At 66.0% G+C, this 15,809-nt stretch carries 13 protein-coding genes and 1 riboswitch; of the genes, 6 read left to right on the top strand and 7 right to left on the bottom strand.

The window, feature by feature from the left end; all coding sequences use genetic code 11:
- Positions 1-154 precede the first annotated feature (154 nt).
- The 3 genes from hldE (at position 155) to E8F06_RS20215 (ending at position 4,175) form a co-directional block, all read left to right on the top strand.
- On the top strand, positions 155-1,576 hold the full coding sequence (gene hldE / locus E8F06_RS20205; protein WP_280370400.1) for a bifunctional D-glycero-beta-D-manno-heptose-7-phosphate kinase/D-glycero-beta-D-manno-heptose 1-phosphate adenylyltransferase HldE: 1,422 nt from the start codon (positions 155-157) through the stop codon (positions 1,574-1,576).
- A gap of 102 nt (positions 1,577-1,678) precedes the next feature.
- Positions 1,679-2,959, top strand: coding sequence for an acyl-CoA dehydrogenase family protein (locus E8F06_RS20210; RefSeq protein WP_280370402.1), 1,281 nt, complete (start codon positions 1,679-1,681; stop codon positions 2,957-2,959).
- A gap of 10 nt (positions 2,960-2,969) precedes the next feature.
- The gene (locus tag E8F06_RS20215; protein WP_280370404.1) at positions 2,970-4,175 is read left to right on the top strand and encodes an acyl-CoA dehydrogenase family protein; all 1,206 of its coding nucleotides are present in this window, start codon (positions 2,970-2,972) and stop codon (positions 4,173-4,175) included.
- Between the two features lie 55 nt (positions 4,176-4,230).
- On the opposite strand, the gene E8F06_RS20220 is transcribed toward E8F06_RS20215, so the two are convergent.
- The 4 genes from E8F06_RS20220 to E8F06_RS20235 form a co-directional block, all read right to left on the bottom strand.
- On the bottom strand, positions 4,231-5,136 hold the full coding sequence (locus E8F06_RS20220; protein WP_280370406.1) for a metal ABC transporter ATPase: 906 nt from the start codon (positions 5,134-5,136) through the stop codon (positions 4,231-4,233).
- A gap of 24 nt (positions 5,137-5,160) precedes the next feature.
- A complete protein-coding gene (locus E8F06_RS20225) occupies positions 5,161-5,973 on the bottom strand; it encodes an aldo/keto reductase (protein WP_280370408.1) in 813 nt (270 codons plus the stop codon).
- Entirely contained in the window at positions 5,970-7,145 is a 1,176-nt protein-coding gene (locus E8F06_RS20230) for an FAD-dependent oxidoreductase (protein WP_280370410.1), read from the bottom strand. The genes E8F06_RS20225 and E8F06_RS20230 overlap by 4 nt, the downstream gene beginning before the upstream one ends.
- Before the next feature lie 94 nt (positions 7,146-7,239).
- Complete coding sequence (locus E8F06_RS20235) at positions 7,240-7,572, bottom strand: SMR family transporter (protein WP_179062461.1); 333 nt, start codon at positions 7,570-7,572, stop codon at positions 7,240-7,242.
- 92 nt (positions 7,573-7,664) lie between these two features.
- On the opposite strand from E8F06_RS20235, the gene E8F06_RS20240 reads away from it, so the two are divergent.
- On the top strand, positions 7,665-8,549 hold the full coding sequence (locus E8F06_RS20240) for a LysR family transcriptional regulator (protein WP_280370413.1): 885 nt from the start codon (positions 7,665-7,667) through the stop codon (positions 8,547-8,549).
- A gap of 36 nt (positions 8,550-8,585) precedes the next feature.
- Positions 8,586-9,854, top strand: coding sequence for a lipid IV(A) 3-deoxy-D-manno-octulosonic acid transferase (waaA, locus tag E8F06_RS20245; RefSeq protein WP_280370415.1), 1,269 nt, complete (start codon positions 8,586-8,588; stop codon positions 9,852-9,854).
- Positions 9,855-9,993: 139 nt separating this feature from the next.
- On the opposite strand, the gene E8F06_RS20250 is transcribed toward waaA, so the two are convergent.
- Positions 9,994-10,614 (bottom strand): cupin domain-containing protein, encoded by a 621-nt coding sequence (locus tag E8F06_RS20250; RefSeq protein ID WP_190831407.1) that lies wholly within the window; start codon positions 10,612-10,614, stop codon positions 9,994-9,996.
- A 29-nt stretch (positions 10,615-10,643) separates the two neighbouring features.
- A complete protein-coding gene (locus E8F06_RS20255) occupies positions 10,644-12,599 on the bottom strand; it encodes an FAD-dependent oxidoreductase (protein WP_280370417.1) in 1,956 nt (651 codons plus the stop codon).
- Positions 12,600-12,835: 236 nt separating this feature from the next.
- Between E8F06_RS20255 and E8F06_RS20260 the strand changes: the two genes are divergently transcribed.
- Positions 12,836-13,855 (top strand): ABC transporter substrate-binding protein, encoded by a 1,020-nt coding sequence (locus E8F06_RS20260; protein WP_280370642.1) that lies wholly within the window; start codon positions 12,836-12,838, stop codon positions 13,853-13,855.
- A gap of 163 nt (positions 13,856-14,018) precedes the next feature.
- Here E8F06_RS20260 and E8F06_RS20265 read toward each other — a convergent pair whose 3' ends face one another.
- A complete protein-coding gene (locus tag E8F06_RS20265; RefSeq protein ID WP_280370419.1) occupies positions 14,019-15,467 on the bottom strand; it encodes a TolC family outer membrane protein in 1,449 nt (482 codons plus the stop codon).
- Positions 15,468-15,685: 218 nt separating this feature from the next.
- A riboswitch (TPP riboswitch) is annotated at positions 15,686-15,792 on the top strand.
- Positions 15,793-15,809: the final 17 nt, after the last annotated feature.

Here is a 15,809-nt window from a genome sequence, read left to right on the forward strand (position 1 = left end):
GGGAGATTCAGCGGCCTCTGTCCGGATAGATTGCTTCCGCAAATCGGCGTGTCACCGTGAGCCGGTCCGGATGCGCCCGGCGTCAGATCGAGCAGGTCAGTCCAACCGACCTGCTATGGTATGATCCGCGCCGATTTTGACGTCCGGAGACCCCATGAAGCTGTCCATGCCCCGATTTGATCAGGCCCCCGTTCTGGTGGTGGGCGACGTCATGCTTGACCGCTACTGGCATGGCGGTACTTCGCGCATTTCGCCCGAAGCACCGGTGCCCGTGGTCAAGGTGGAACAGATCGAGGACCGTCCCGGCGGTGCTGCCAACGTCGCGCTGAACATCGCCGCCCTCGGGGCGCCGGCCATGCTGGTGGGCATCACCGGCGTCGACGAAGCTGCCGAAAGCCTCACCGATAGCCTCAACGCAGCCGGCGTTGATGTGCATTTCCAGCGTCTCGCCGAGCAGCCGACCATCGTCAAGCTGCGCGTCATGAGCCGCCACCAGCAATTGCTGCGCATGGACTTCGAGGAAGCCTTCGATACCAACGCCGAGGCGCTGGCCTCTGAGGTCGAGCGCTTGTTGCCCCAGGCCAAGGTGCTGGTGCTGTCCGACTACGGCAAGGGCGCGCTGAGGAATCACCAAGCGCTGATCCAGGCCGCTCGCCGTCGCGGTGTTCCGGTGCTGGCCGACCCAAAGGGCAAGGATTTCAGCATCTATCGCGGCGCCAGCCTGATCACGCCGAACCTCAGCGAATTCGAATCCATCGTCGGCCGTTGTGCCGATGAGGCCGATCTGGTCGCCAAGGGCGCTGGCCTGATGCAGGAGCTGGAACTGGGCTCCCTGCTGGTGACCCGTGGCGAACACGGCATGACCCTGCTGCGTCCCGGCCATTCCCCGCTGCACCTGCCGGCCCGCGCCCGTGAAGTATTTGATGTCACCGGCGCCGGCGACACCGTGATTTCCACCCTGGCCGCCGCCCTGGCCGCAGGCGAAGAACTGCCGCAGGCCGTGGCGCTGGCCAACCTCGCCGCCGGCATCGTGGTCGGCAAACTCGGTACCGCCGCCATCAGCGCTCCGGAACTGCGCCGTGCCGTGCAGCGCGAGCAGGGGTCCGAGCGCGGCGTGTTGAGCCTCGACCAGCTGCTGCTGGCCATCGAGGACGCCCGCGCCCATGGCGAGAAGATCGTCTTCACCAACGGCTGCTTCGACATTCTCCACGCCGGCCACGTGACCTACCTGGAGCAGGCCCGCGCACAGGGCGACCGCCTCGTGCTGGCGGTCAATGACGATGCATCGGTCAGCCGCCTCAAGGGGCCGGGCCGCCCGATCAACAGCGTTGAACGGCGCATGGCGGTGCTGGCTGGTCTTGGCGCAGTCGACTGGGTCGTCAGCTTCCACGAAGACACCCCGGAGCGTCTGCTCGGCCAGGTCAAACCCGATGTGCTGGTCAAAGGCGGCGACTATGGTATCGACCAGGTGGTCGGCGCCGATATCGTCCGTGCCTACGGCGGTGAAGTGCGGGTGCTGGGCCTGGTGGAAAACAGCTCCACCACAGCCATCGTCGAGAAGATCCGCAGCAAGTAACCCCCCACTGGCAGCGCTGCCAGTCGCTGGTGTCGGCCCGGTCATAGGCGACCGGGTCGATGCCGAACATCATCAAGGCATCCTCATCCTGCATGGAGTGCGATGCCAATGTTCCCCAACGCACAGGGCCGCGCCCTGGCCGTGCTCAACCGCGTAGCCCAGGCCCACTGGCCTGACCGCCTCAAGCTGCGCAAGGTTTTCGAGAAGGTTCTCTACGGCGGCACCCGAGCCGGCTTCATGCTGGCTGCGCGGCGGGCGCGCAGGGTGCCGCGCCAGTCCGGCGCGGATGAGCTGTTCGACCTGTCCCTGTCCGATGAACATCGGATGCTGGCCGAGATGCTGGAAGCCTTCGCCCTGGAGTCCCTGCGCCCGGCGGCCCACGGCGCGGACGCCCGTTGCGCGGTGCCGGCTGCCTTGCTCAACCAGGGCCATGAACTCGGACTGGCCCACTACGGCGTCGGTGAGAACCTGGGTGGGCTGGCGGGTGAACGCACGATCCTCACCAATGCCCTGATGGCCGAGGCCCTTGCCAAAGGGGACCTCAGTCTTGCCGCAGCGCTGCTGACGCCGCTTTCGGCTGCCAATTGCATCCGCCGCTGGGGCTCTGCCGAGCAGCAGGCCGCCTGGCTGCCGGCCTTTGTCAGCGAACAGCCGGCGCCGCGCATGGCCATTGCCGTCAACGAACCGGCCGTGCTGTTCGATCCTGGCAAGCTGGCCACCCGTGCGCGGCGCAAGGGAAGCAGCTATGTGCTCACTGGCGAAAAGTGCCTGGTGCCGGGTGCGCTGGACGCCAGCCGCCTGATAGTGGCGGCGGAAACCGGCAGCGGGCCGGCGCTGTTCCTGGTCGAGGCGGGCAGCAAGGGGCTCGACCTGCGCCCGGAGCCGGCCATGGGCCTGAAGGCCTGCGGCACGGCGCGGATTCGTCTCAAGGGCGTGAAGGTTCCGGCGGCGAACCGTCTGGCCGCCGTCGACTTCGACTACCAGACCTTCCTCGACCTCGGTCACCTGGCGTGGTGCGCGCTGGCACTGGGCACCGCCCAGGCAGCACTGGACTACGTGATCGGCTACTGCAACGAACGCACGGCGTTCGGCGAGCCCATCAGCCACCGTCAGGGCGTGGCCTTCATGGTCGCGGACATCGCCATCGAACTGGACGCCATGCGCCTGATGGTCTGGCGCGCCTGTGCCCGCGCCGATCGTGGCGAGCCGTTCCGGCGCGAGGCCTACCTGGCGCGTCTGCTCTGTGCCGAGAAGGCCATGAAGATCGGTACCGACGCCGTGCAACTGCTCGGTGGGCATGGTTTCACCCAGGAGCACCCAGCCGAGCGCTGGTACCGCGACCTGCGCGCCGTCGCCTTGATGAGCGGCGGACTGCACCTGTGAGGAAAGCCGCATGAATCTGGAAATCCCGAAGAAATTCCGTGGTCTCAGCCATCAGGCCCATCAGGTCGCCCAGCAGTACTTTCGCCCCTTGTCACGCAAGTACGACAAGGCCGAACACGCCTACCCCCGCGAACTGGACCTGCTGGCCGCGCTGCTGGACGGCATGAACGCCGGTTCCCCGGAGGCCGTCGGCGCCGGCTCGGCCAGCAAACGTGGCGCCGGGGCGGAGGAGGGCGTGCGCAACGGCGGCAACCTGTCTGCGCTGCTCGGTGTCATGGAGCTGTGCTGGGGCGATGTCGGCTTGCTTCTGGCCATGCCGCGCCAGGGGCTAGGCAATGCCGCCATCGCTGCGGTGGCCAATGAGGAACAGCTCGCGCGCTTGCGTGGCACCTGGGCGGCGATGGCCATCACCGAGCCCGGTTGCGGTTCCGATTCGGCGGCCATTCGCACTACGGCGGTGAAGGATGGCGACCATTACGTGCTCAATGGCGAGAAGATCTTCGTCACCTCCGGCGAGCGTGCCGATGCGGTGGTGGTCTGGGCCAGCCTGGATCGCAGCCTGGGGCGCGCGGCGATCAAGTCCTTCGTGGTGGAGAAGGGCACGCCTGGCATGACCGTGACCCGCCTGGAGAAGAAGCTCGGCATCAAGGCGTCGGATACCGCCTCCATCAGCTTCAACGACTGCCGGGTGCCGGCGGCCAATCTGCTGGGCAATGCCGAGATCGACGTGCAGAAGGGCTTTGCCGGGGTGATGGAGACCTTCGACAACACCCGCCCGCTAGTGGCCGGGATGGCGGTAGGCGTCGCCAAGGCCGCCCTGGACCGGACCCGCGAGCTGCTTTCCAAGGCCGGTTGCCGGTTCGACTACCGTGAGCCGTTGCTGGCCGTCAGCCATGCCGAGGCCACGCTCTATCGCCTGGAGGCGGAATGGGAGACGGCGCGCCTGCTGACCTTGAAGGCGGCCTGGATGGCCGACAACCGGCTGCCTAACTCCAAGGAAGCGTCCATCGCCAAGGCCAAGGCCGGACGCGTGGCCAACGAGATCACGCTGAAATGCGTAGAGCTGGCCGGCGCCCTGGGTTACGGGGAGGACGAATTGCTGGAGAAATGGGCGCGGGACTCGAAGATCCTCGACATCTTCGAAGGTACCCAGCAGATCCAGTTGCTGATCGTGGCGCGACGGCTGCTGGGCAAGAGCTCCAGTGAACTGAAGTGATGCCGTAGGGGGCACGCTTAATGGCGATGGGGCGACTTCTTGGGCGCCCCAGCTTTCAGCAGGCCATCTTTTTTCCCATCGGGCGGGCCGTTCCTACCCGGGCCAGCCAGTCTCGCCAGCGCACGCGTTCCTCGTGAACCAGCCAGCCATCCTGTTCGGCAAAACTCTCCGAGAGCCAGACACCGCGGGTGCTGGCCGCCTTGAACTCGCCGTTGCGCAAGGTCAGCAGGTCGCCGGTGGGCAGGCCCTGATGCAGTGGTAGCAGGTAGATGTCGGGCCGGCGTCGCTCCAGGCTGGCCACCAGTTTGCCGTCCTGCAGCACTTCATCCACATGGAACAGGCTGATCTGGTGGCAATCCTTCGGCAGCTCCAGGCGCAGGTCGTAGACCAGTTGGAGGGAAGCGGTGGGCAGGTGCACGTAGGCCTCGGGCCGCTCCAGCAGTGTCAGCTTGCCGTTGGTCACCGGGCGTGCGGCGCCGGACAGCGGGCTGAGGCGGAAGTGGCTGGTTTCGCGATAGCGCAATTGCCGCTGGTAGGGAGTCGGCAGCCAGGTGTCGCCAAAACGTCCGGCGAGCCAGCCTTCCGGCGTCTCGATCAGGCATTCCTCGGCCACTTCCTGAATGGCGGTGAGCAGCGGCAGGTTCAGCTCGTGGGCGGGGACGTAGCCGGAAATCAGCTTGAGCACCGTATCGCCGCGATCCTGGCGGCGCTGGCGCACCAGCAGCCAGTAGTCGCGCCCCTGCAGCGCCAGGGTCAGCCGAACCGAGACGCCGAGGTTCGCCAGTTCCGCCGCGAAGCGCTGGTTGTCGTTCACCCTCACCGGGCGGCGTCTTTCCAGCATCTGGGTAAAGTTCAGCGGCAGCCCCAGGCTCTGGTAGCTCAGGGCATCGGCGCTGGCTTCGACATGCAGCGGGAGGGTCTTGAACGCGCTGGGGTCCTTGCGGGCGAGGATTCGCGGCATGTCGGCTCCTGGGCTAGGGGTCGGCTAGTGGCGATGGGCTCCGATGACGGCGGCAGCCGTCGCGACATTATGGGACAGATGCAGCGGATTGATGGTCCCGATTATCGCGCTGGTCACCCCCGGATGACCGAAGATCAGTTCGAAGCTGGCGCGGACCGGATCCACGCCGGCGTCGAGGCAGGCATGACCGCTGGCCAGGCCTTTCTTGATCAGGATGCCCTTGTTCTGTTGCACCGCGAAGTCGAGTACCGGCTTCTCGCCCCGTTCATTGAGGTTGTAGGTGACCATGGCGCAATCCCCCTGTTCCAGGGCCAGGAGGCCGCCGTCCACGGTCTTGCCGGAGAGGCCGAAGGCGCGGATCTTGCCGGCTTGCCTGAGCTCGGCGAGGGTCTCGTAGACACCGCTGTCCCGCAGGATGGCCAGGTCGTTGCCATCGGAGTGCACCAACACCAGGTCGATGAAGTCGGTTTCCAGGCGTTTCAGGCTGCGTTCGACGGAGAAACGCGTGTGTTCGGGGCTGAAATCGAAACGGGACAGGCCGTCCTCGAACTCTTCGCCCACCTTGCTGACGATCACCCAGTCCTGGCGCTGGCCGCGTAGAAGAGGGCCGAGGCGCTCCTCGCTGCGGCCATAGGCCGGCGCGGTGTCGATCAGGTTGATGCCGAGGTCGCGGGCCAGGGCCAGCAGTTGCCGGGCTTCAGCGTCGTCGGGAATGGTGAAGCCGCTGGGGTACTTCACGCCCTGGTCGCGGCCGAGCTTGACGGTACCCAGGCCCAGCGGGGAAACCATCAGGCCGGTGCTGCCCAGGGGGCGATGCAGACCGTGCAGGTTGTTCATCCCAGCAGTTCCTCCCAGGCCGGTTGCGCCACCGTCGGGCGGGGCAGGGCAGGCAGCGGCGGATTGGCGGATGGCCGCACGCCGTCGCGCTCGAAGGCGGCCAGAACGCGGTCGGCGAAGTCCGGCGCCAGGGCCAGCTTGGTGGGCCAGCCCACCAGCAAGCGGTCCTGTTCGGCGAGGAAGGCATTGTCCGGGCGAACCAGGCCGCTCTGGGCCGGCTCGGCGCGGTCCACCCGCAGGGTCGCCCATTGCGCGGCGGAGAGGTCGATCCAGGGCAGCAACTGGCGCAGCTCCTGTTCGGCTGCGGCGATCTGTTCGGCTTCGTTGCGGGCCACGCCGTCGGCCTCGGCCAAGTCGCCCCCCAGGTACCACACCCATTGGCCGTCGGCGGCCGGGTGGCTGGTCACGGTGACGCGCGGCTTCGGTCCGGCACCCAGGCAATGGGCGTACAGCGGTTTCAGGCTGGGCGCCTTGACCATCACCATGTGCAGCGGACGGCGCTGCATGGCCGGCTGGCTGAGGCCCAGGGCTTCGAGCAGTGCCTGGTTGCCTGCACCGGCGCTCAGCACGATGCGTTGAGCGCGGACTTCACGACCGTCGATGACCAGCCCGACGAGTTGGCCGTCCTCCCGCAAGGGGGCGACTTCGCGGCCCGCGAGCAGGCTGTCGCCGGCGAGCTCCGCCAGGCGGGTGATCAGGCTGGGCACGTCTAGCACCAACTCGGCCAGGCGATAGACCTTGCCCTTGAACTTCGGGTGTTGCAGCGCCGGCGGCAAGGCATCGCCCTTGACCTGGTCGACGCGGCCGCGCACCGCCTTACTGGCGAAGAAGCTGGTGAGATTGCCGGCCAGGGTGCCGGGGGACCAGAGATAGTGGGCGTCGGAGAGCAGGCGTACGCCGCGAAGGTCCAGCTCGCCGCTGCCGGCCAGGGCCTCGCGCCAGCGGCGGGGCATGTCGGCGATGGCTTCGGAGGCGCCGGTGAGGGCGCCGTGCAGGGCGTACTTGGCGCCACCGTGGATGATCCCCTGGGATTTGACGCTCTGTTCGCCGCCAAGGCTGGCCTTTTCCACCAGCAACGTGGCGAAGCCTTGCTGGCGCAGGCGGGCATTGAGCCATAGGCCGGCTATACCGCCGCCCAGGATGAGCACATCAGTGGAAAGGGATTCGGCCATGGGTGCAGGCGCCTCGAAAAAAACAGGGGCGCAGTATAGCGCCCCTGTCGTGATGCCGACCTACAGCCCGTGTCGAGAACCGTGCAGCCGGCTCTCAGTGGCCGGTGCTGTTGGAGAACAGCTGGATGACCACCACACCCGAGACGATCATCCCCATGCCCAGCACCGCGGGGGCATCCAGCTTCTGTTGATAGAGCACCAGCGCGGCGACGCTGACCAGCACGATGCCGAGGCCGGCCCAGATGGCGTAGGCGATGCCCACGGGGATGCTGCGCACCACCAGGGTCAGCATCCAGAAGGCGATGGCGTAGCCGCCGATTACCAGGATCAGGGGCAGCGGTTTGTTGAAGCCGTCGATGGCCTTCATCGAGGTAGTGGCGATCACTTCGGCGGCAATTGCGATAGCGAGATAGATATAGCCGGTCATGGTCGGACCTCCTGTGCAATGACGCGAATTCTAAGTTCTCGGCTGATGGGATAAAGTCATTTCCCATCTGAATTGGAGATAGGTTGCCCGCCATGCAATGGAACCTGGAACAGATCCGCCTGTTCGTTGCAGTTGCGGAAGGTCAGTCCTTCTCGGCGGTCGCGCGCAGGTTGCGGCGCGCCCAGTCGGCGGTGAGCAGTGGCATTGCCATGCTCGAAGAGGACCTTGGTGTGCAGCTGTTCGACCGCAGCAGTGGTCGCCAACCGCGCCTGACGGCGGCGGGCGTGGCCTTGCTGGAGGAAGCCCGGGAAGTCCTGCGGCAGTGCCAGCGCCTGGACGGCAAGGCCTTGGGACTGGCGAAGGGCGAAGAAGCGCGCCTGCGCCTGGCCCAGGATGAAGCCATGCCTTATCAGCCCGTGCTGGCCAGCCTGGAGGCATTGGGCAAGGCATTTCCGCTGCTGGAGGTGCAACTGACCACCAGCGCCCAGGGTGAGGTGGCTCGAAAGCTGCTGGAGCGCCGTGCCGACCTCGGACTGCTGTTCCACCACGAGCAGATGCCCGATGCCCTTGAGCGCCAGCGCCTGGGCACCATCGAAATGGTCACGGTCTGCGGTGCCGGCCACGCCCTGGCCGAAAAAAACTACGCCGACCGCAGCGAACTGGCGCGTCACCGGCAGATCCTCATGTCGCCCCAGGACAGCCATTACCCGGGCGGCGAGCAGATCGGTCCGCAAGTCTGGCGTGCCGACAGCTTCTACGTGATGGCCGAACTGCTGATGCGTGGACTCGGCTGGGCCTGGCTGCCACGCCATGTGGCCCAGTACCCGGCTTACCAGGGGCAACTGGTGGAGCTGCGCAGCGACTGGACGCCGCCATCGCTGGTGGTGGAGCTGGTCTGCCGTCGCGACGCGGCGCTGGGGCCGGCGGCGCTCTGGCTGGCCGATAGCCTGGCGGAGCACCTGCAGGCCATGGGTTAGTGCGATCGACGGCGAGTCACGCTAAGCTCCGCGCCCATGAATCGCACCCTCTATACCTTGTTGTTCCATCTCGGTCTGCCGTTGGTAGCTGTGCGCCTGGCCTGGCGTGCCTGGCGTGCGCCGGCGTATGCGCGGCGCATCGGCGAGCGCTTTGCCGTTGGCCTGCCATCCATCAAACCGGGCGGTATCTGGGTCCATGCCGTATCGGTGGGCGAGAGCATCGCCGCCGCTCCCATGGTCCGCGCCCTGCTGGAGCGCCACCCGGACCTGCCCATCACCATCACCTGCATGACGCCCACCGGTTCCGAGCGCATCCGCGCGCTGTTCGGCGACAAGGTGCAGCATTGCTACCTGCCCTATGACCTGCCCTGGGCGGCTGCTCGCTTTCTCGACAAGGTGCGACCGAAGCTGGCGGTGATCATGGAGACCGAGCTCTGGCCGAACCACATCCACCAGTGCGCCCGTCGCGGCATTCCGGTGGTGCTGGCCAATGCCCGGCTGTCCGAGCGCTCGGCTCGGGGTTATGCGCGATTCGCCAAGCTCACCGCGCCCATGCTGGCCGAACTGAGCTGGATCGCGGTGCAGACGGAAGCCGAAGCCGAGCGCTTCCGCACCCTGGGTGCGCGTCCCGAATGCGTGGGCGTGACTGGCTCGATCAAGTTCGACCTCCGCATCGACCCGGCGCTGCTCCAGCGCGCAGCGGAACTGCGTGGCCAATGGGGCGCCGATTCGCGGCCGGTGTGGATTGCCGCGAGCACCCATGCCGGGGAGGATGAAATCGTCCTGGCTGCCCACAAGGCACTGTTGAAGCGGCGGCCGGACGCACTGCTGATCCTGGTGCCGCGTCACCCGGAGCGATTCGGTTCGGTGTTCGAGCTGAGTCGTCGCGAAGGGCAGGCAACGGTGCGCCGATCCACCGGCGCGCCTGTCGCCGCGACGGATGCGGTGCTGGTCGGCGATACCATGGGCGAGTTGCTGTTCCTCTACGCGCTGGCCGATATCGCCTTCGTGGGCGGCAGCCTCGTGCCCAATGGCGGCCACAACCTGCTGGAGCCAGCAGCCCTGGGCAAACCGGTGCTCAGTGGCCCGCACCTGTTCAACTTCCTCGAAATCGCCGCGCAGCTGCGAGACGCCGGGGCGCTGGCCGAGGTGGCAGATGCCGAAGAGTTGGCCGCACAGGTTGGCGGACTCTGGGCCGAGCCGGGGCGCGCGGAGTCTATGCGCGACGCGGGCTTAGGTGTGCTCAAGGCCAATCAGGGGGCGCTGGAGCGTCTGTTGGGCGGGATTGCGCGGCTGCTGAAGTAGGGGCCGCCTTGTTGTAGGGGCGATTTCAATCGCCAAGGGTGGCGCAGCCACCCCCAATGGGACTCCGCATGGCAGACCTTCGGTCTGCTTGGCGAATGAATTCGCCCCTACAGGAAAAGTCCCTGAACGATTGCGCGAATCAGAACGTCGGCGGCGTGATGACCCAGAGGATCAGCGCATCCTTCTCGCCGGGATTGCCATAGCGGTGCGGCTCCTGGCTGGAGAAGCTGAAGCTGTCGCCTTCCTGCAGGTGGAAGTGCCGGTCGCCGACCCAGAGTTCGAATTCGCCACTCAGCACGTAGCCGGCTTCTTCGCCCTCGTGGCTGTAACTCTCTTCGCTGTAGGTGCCCGGCGGGAAGCGCGAATGGAGCATTTCCAACTGGCGTAGGGGCTGCGGACTGAGCAGCTCGTCAGTGATGCCGTCTTCATAGTGCAGGCTGGTGCGGGCGTTGCGACGCACGACATAACCACGATCGGCTTCGGTGGTGGGCGCTTCGCTGGCGAAGAACCACTGGATGGTCACGCCCAGGCTGCGGGCGATATTGAACAACGCGGGAATCGAGGGATAGGCCAGGTTGCGTTCCAGCTGGCTGATGTAGCCGGCGGTGAGCTTGCTCTGTTCGGCCAGCTCGGTGAGGGTCAGGCCGCGGCGTTTGCGCAGCGCGCGGATGCGCGTGCCGAGGAATTGGCTCTCGGCGTTGGCGTTCGGCGATGGCAGGCTGGGGCTCATGGTTCCCTCCATGGGACAGGATCGCGGCATTGTATTGCAGCCGCGATCGCTGGCGACACTCAGATGCTCCAGGCCAGCTTCAGTCCCTCGTAAATCGCCTCTTCCACCGTACGAGGCGCCAGGCAGTCGCCGATCCGGCGAAATTCCACCAGGCCTTCCAGCTCACTGCCCAGATCGTCCACCGGCTGGTGGCCCTGGCAGAGCACCAGGGTGTCCACCTCTTCGAACAGCATCGGTTCGCCACAGGCGGCATGCGTCATGTACACGGTGTTGTCGTCGCAGCCGTAAAGACGTGCATAGGGCGTGATCGGAATGCCCATCTTGTGAAGCTCTCCGGCCATCTGGTCGCGCACGTAAAGGGGCAGGCTCTCGCCGCAATGGGTGCCGCTCACTGCCAGGCGCACCTGGTGGCCATTGCGCGCCAGGCGTTCGGCGATGCCGGGGGCGATCCAGTCGCCGCGCCAGTCGGTGACCACCACTGAACGGCCCAATTGCACTTCGTCACGCAGGACCTGCCAGGCGTCGACCACCTGCAACTCGCCGCCGCGCTCGAAGGGCGGCCAGTAGGGTTTCGCGCCGGTGGCGAGAATCACCAGGTCAGGACGCTCGCGTTCCACCAGGGCGCGGTCGACGCGGACATTGCGCTGCACCTGGACGCCGGCCAGCTCCATCTCCCGTTGCAGGTTGGTGGCCGCCCCGCCGAATTCCGCGCGGCGTGGCAGCAGCTGGGCCAGCAGGACCTGCCCGCCGAGCTGGTTACCCGCTTCGAAGAGGGTTACCTCGTGGCCACGCTGGGCGGCCACGGCGGCGGCCTTCATGCCCGCCGGCCCTCCGCCCACCACCATCACGCGCTTGCGCACGGTGGCAGGTGTGCGTTCGCCGTAGGTCAGTTCACGACCGGTTTCCGGGTGCTGGATACAGGAGATGGGATAGCCGCGATGGAAGTGGCCGATGCACGCCTGGTTGCAGGCGATGCAGGCCCGCACATCGTCGCTGCGGCCATTGGCGGCCTTGTTGGGCATCTGCGGATCGCAGATCAGGGCGCGGGTCATGCCGCAGACGTCAGCCTGGCCGCGGGCGAGGATGGTTTCGGCTTCCTGGGGCTGGTTGATCCTTCCGGTGACGAAGAGCGGGATGTCCAGGCGTGTCTTGAAGCTCCCGGCGGTGGAAGCCAGGTAGGCGGCTTCGATGGCCATGGGCGGCACGATATGGATGGCGCCCCCGATGGAGGCGGAAGTGCCGGCCACCAGGTGCAGGTAGTCGAGTTGCCCTTGCAAGGCGAGAGCAGCGGTCAGGGATTCGTCTTCGGTGAGGCCTTCCGGGTCGCGTTCGTCGGCGGAGATGCGCATCCCGACGATGAAGTCCTCAGGGCAACTGGCGCGCACGGCCTGGATCACTTCGCGGATGAAGCGCAGGCGGGCGTCCAGGTCGCCGTTGTAGCCGTCTTCCCGATGGTTCACGCGCGGGTTGAGGAATTGCGCGGGCAGATAGCCGTGGCTGGCGACGATCTCCACGCCGTCCAGGCCAGCCTCGGACAACCGGCGAGCGGCTGCGCCGTAGCCGGCGACGATCTCGTCGATCATTCGCTGGTCCAGGGCTCGCGGCATCACGCGGAAACGCTCGTTGGGTGAAGCCGACGCGGACCAGGCCACCGTCAGCAGCCCATCGCTGGACTCCATGATTTCCCGGCCCGGATGGAAGACCTGGGAGAGCACTACCGTGCCCTCGGCGTGGCAGGCGTCGGCCAGGCGGCGATAGCCCTCGATGCAGGCATCGTCGGTGGCCATCAGTACGTGGGAGGTGTAGCGCGCGCTGTCATGCACCCCGGCCACCTGCAGGACGATCAGGCCGACTCCACCCTTGGCGCGAGCACGGTGGTAGGCGACGAGCTGGTCGTTGACCAGGTTGTCGGCGGGCATCGAGGTGTCGTGGCCGCTGGACATGATCCGGTTTTTCAGGCGTTTGCCGCGGATTTCCAGGGGCTCGAAAAGGTGCGGGAAGGTAGCACTGGACATGGAGGCTCCTGAGGGCCTGGCGGCCCGCTTGTTCTTGTTGAGCCATGGAAATTTACCTTCAGTAAAAAATCAACTTGTTTTTTTACTTTGCCCTGGCTTAGCTTCGTGTCAGCCCGAGCCGGGCAGGCTTCATGACAACAACAAGAGGAGAAGCACCAATGCGGCAGTCATTCGTCCCTCACCTGAGCAACCGTTCACATCCTTGTTCCGTTCCTTCTTCCAGTCACGCGGGCCGTCTGCTTGCCGGCCTGGCGCTCGCTTGTAGCTTGGGAAGCGTCCAGGCGGCTGACACCATGGTGGTGGTGGGCTACGGCGGGGCAGGGCAGAAAGCCCTGAGTGACGCCTTCTTCAAGCCCTTCGCCACGGCCAGCGGAGCCCCGCTGACGGAGGGCGAATACAACGGCGAGATGGCGCGTATCAAGGTGATGGCCGATACCGGTAGCGTCGACTGGGACCTGGTGGAGATCGAGGCGCCTGACCTGGTGCGTGGCTGCGAGGAAGGCCTGTTCGAGCGCCTGGATTGGCAGCGCATAGGCGGTGCCGATCAGTTGATTGCCGACGCGGCTCAGGAATGTGGGTCAGCCACCATGGTCTGGAGCGTGGCGCTGGCCTATGACGCCGGCAAGCTGGCTGAGGCGCCGAAGTCCTGGGCGGACTTCTGGGATGTGCAGCGCTTCCCCGGCAAGCGCGGGCTGCGCAAGCGGGCGGTGTACAACCTGGAATTCGCGCTGCTGGCCGATGGCGTCAAGCGCGAGGATGTCTACAAGGTGCTGGCTACGCCGGCAGGGGTGGAGCGGGCCTTTGCCAAGCTGGATCAGCTCAAGCCCCATATCCAGTGGTGGGAGGCGGGGGCCCAGCCCGTGCAATGGCTGGCCGCCGGCGACGTGACCATGACTTCGGTCTACAGCGGGCGCATTGCCGCGGCCCATCAGGAAGGCAACAAGTTCGCCGTGGTGTGGCCGGATAGCCTTTATGGCATGGACTACTGGGCGATCATCAAGGGCTCGAAACACGTCGAGCGCGCCCACCAACTGATCGCCTTCATCAACAAGGCCGACAACCAGGCCGACTACGTCAAACGGATTCCCTACGGGCCGGTCAACCAGCAGACCTTCGAGCGTCTCGACCCGGCGCTGACCGGCTGGCTGCCCAGCGCGCCGCAGAACATGGCGCAGGCCCTGCCGATGGATGTGGAGTTCTGGACTGACCACGGCGAAGACCTGGAGCAGCGCTTCAACGCCTGGGCGGCCAAATAACCGACCTGTAGGGTGGATAGCGCTCTTCTATCCACCCACGATGTTCGGCATGACGCCGATGGTGGATCGAAGAAGCGTAATCCACCCTACGACTAGCGGCGCTCCGACAATCCAATGAAAAAGCCCGGCAGTGATGCCGGGCTTTTTTCGTCTGGAGCGGAACTCAGTACTCCGGGTCGCCTTTCAGGCTGGCCTCTGCGGCCTTGGCCAGGTCTGGCGGGAGGAAGTCCTTGTCCGGGTTGTAGTCGGGCTTGAGGAAGGCAGCCAGTGCTTCCAGGTCGCCCGGACTCAGGGTGCCAGCGGCCTGCTTCAGGCGCAGGTTGTCGATGATGTAGTCATAGCGTGCGTTGTTGTAGTCGCGTACCGAGCTGTACAGCTGGCGCTGGGCGTCAAGCACGTCGACGATGTTGCGGGTACCCACCTGGTAGCCGATCTCGGTGGCTTCCAGCGCGCTCTGGTTGGAGATGATCGACTGCTTGCGCGCCTTCACCTGTTCCACGTCGGTGTTCACCGCGCGGTGGAAGTTGCGGGTGTTCTGCACAATGTTGCGGCGCAGGCTTTCACGCTGCTGCTCGGTCTGGTTCAGGCGCTGATAGGACTCGCGCACTTGCGAGCTGGTCAGGCCGCCGCTGTAGATCGGGATGTTCAGCTGCAGGCCGATGCTGCGTTGCTCCACGTCGCCACTGAACGGATCCTGGCCGGGCAGGGTGGAACCGTTGTTGCTGAAGCCGAGGCTGTCGTTGTCGCCCTTCTGGTAGCTGGCCACCGCATCCAGGGTCGGCGCGTGGCCGGCCTTGCGTTGGCGCAGGGTTTCTTCGGCGGCGTCGACGGCGTAGTTGGCAGCCTGCAGGTTGAGGTTCTGCTGGGCGGCGGTGTCGACCCAGGCCTTGGCGTCGTTGGGGGCGGGCACCACCACCGGCAGGGTGTGGAGGATGCCTTCGATTGAGGCGTACTCGCGGTTGGTCAGGGTCACCAGCGCCTGGAAGGCGTCTTCCACGTTGCGCTCGGCGATGATCCGGTTGGCACGGGCGGTGTCGTAACCGGCCTGGGCTTCCAGTACGTCGGTCTTGTCCGAGAGGCCGACATCGAAGCGTTCATTGGCCTGGTCGAGCTGGCGTTTGAACGCCGCTTCCTCGGCCTTGGTCGAGGCCAGGTCGTCCTGGGCGCGCAGCACGGCGAAGTAGGTCTCGGCAGTCTGCAGGATCAGGTTCTGCTGGGTCGCGGAGAAGTCCAGGGCAGCTTGCTCGGTGCTGGACTCGGCGGCTTTCAGCTGGAACCAGCGGTCAGCACGGAAGATCGGCTGGCTCAGGGTCGCCTGGTAGGCGATGCCGCTGCGCGAAAAGGTGTTGGAAGGGTCGTCAAGCTTGGTCCGGGTGTCGTTGGACGTGGCGCCGCCGTTGATTTGCGGCAGCAGGCCGGAACGAGCCTGGGGTACGGCCTCGCGCTGCGCTTCATAGTTGGCGCGGGCGGCGGCGAGGTCGGCGTTGTTGTCGACAGCGTCCTTGTAGACGGTCACGAGGTCCGTCTTGGCTGACAGGGGGGCATCTACGGCCCAGGCGGTTCCGGCAAAGGCGGATGCCACGGCGATGGCCAGCGAGAGTCTGCGCAGCATGATCAATCCTGGATTCTGAGGTGTCGGGCAAGGCTACGGGGCCGCTGGGGGCGGGTCAAGACGCCCCACCGGCGGCCTGAGTGTAGTTTGCGACAAGCTATGTTTCCTGCGTGCAACAATCGATTTTTGTTATCGGCGCTGCGTCACTTCCCGACGTACTGGTCACGATATTCTGACCACCGGGTTGGTTTTCTCCGCCGAGCTTGTTTAGACTGCCCGGGTTCTTGTCGGGGTGCCTCGAATCGGAGGCTGAGATCGGATAGTTCCGGATCCCGTTGAACCTGATCAGGTTAAGGCCTGCGTAGGGAACAAGATGTGCCTCCCCAGCCCGCATTCCGGGAG

This window comes from Pseudomonas sp. BN411 (assembly GCF_029871235.1).
GTDB lineage: Bacteria > Pseudomonadota > Gammaproteobacteria > Pseudomonadales > Pseudomonadaceae > Metapseudomonas.

Bases quoted from the DNA above. Each gene is read 5' to 3' on its own strand.
- hldE (WP_280370400.1), top strand. From the start codon at position 155: ATGAAGCTGTCCATGCCCCGATTTGATCAGGCCCCCGTTCTGGTGGTG.
- E8F06_RS20210 (WP_280370402.1), top strand. From the start codon at position 1,679: ATGCCAATGTTCCCCAACGCACAGGGCCGCGCCCTGGCCGTGCTCAAC.
- E8F06_RS20215 (WP_280370404.1), top strand. From the start codon at position 2,970: ATGAATCTGGAAATCCCGAAGAAATTCCGTGGTCTCAGCCATCAGGCC.
- E8F06_RS20220 (WP_280370406.1), bottom strand. From the start codon at position 5,136: ATGCCGCGAATCCTCGCCCGCAAGGACCCCAGCGCGTTCAAGACCCTC.
- E8F06_RS20225 (WP_280370408.1), bottom strand. From the start codon at position 5,973: ATGAACAACCTGCACGGTCTGCATCGCCCCCTGGGCAGCACCGGCCTG.
- E8F06_RS20230 (WP_280370410.1), bottom strand. From the start codon at position 7,145: ATGGCCGAATCCCTTTCCACTGATGTGCTCATCCTGGGCGGCGGTATA.
- E8F06_RS20235 (WP_179062461.1), bottom strand. From the start codon at position 7,572: ATGACCGGCTATATCTATCTCGCTATCGCAATTGCCGCCGAAGTGATC.
- E8F06_RS20240 (WP_280370413.1), top strand. From the start codon at position 7,665: ATGCAATGGAACCTGGAACAGATCCGCCTGTTCGTTGCAGTTGCGGAA.
- waaA (WP_280370415.1), top strand. From the start codon at position 8,586: ATGAATCGCACCCTCTATACCTTGTTGTTCCATCTCGGTCTGCCGTTG.
- E8F06_RS20250 (WP_190831407.1), bottom strand. From the start codon at position 10,614: ATGCCGCGATCCTGTCCCATGGAGGGAACCATGAGCCCCAGCCTGCCA.
- E8F06_RS20255 (WP_280370417.1), bottom strand. From the start codon at position 12,599: ATGTCCAGTGCTACCTTCCCGCACCTTTTCGAGCCCCTGGAAATCCGC.
- E8F06_RS20265 (WP_280370419.1), bottom strand. From the start codon at position 15,467: ATGCTGCGCAGACTCTCGCTGGCCATCGCCGTGGCATCCGCCTTTGCC.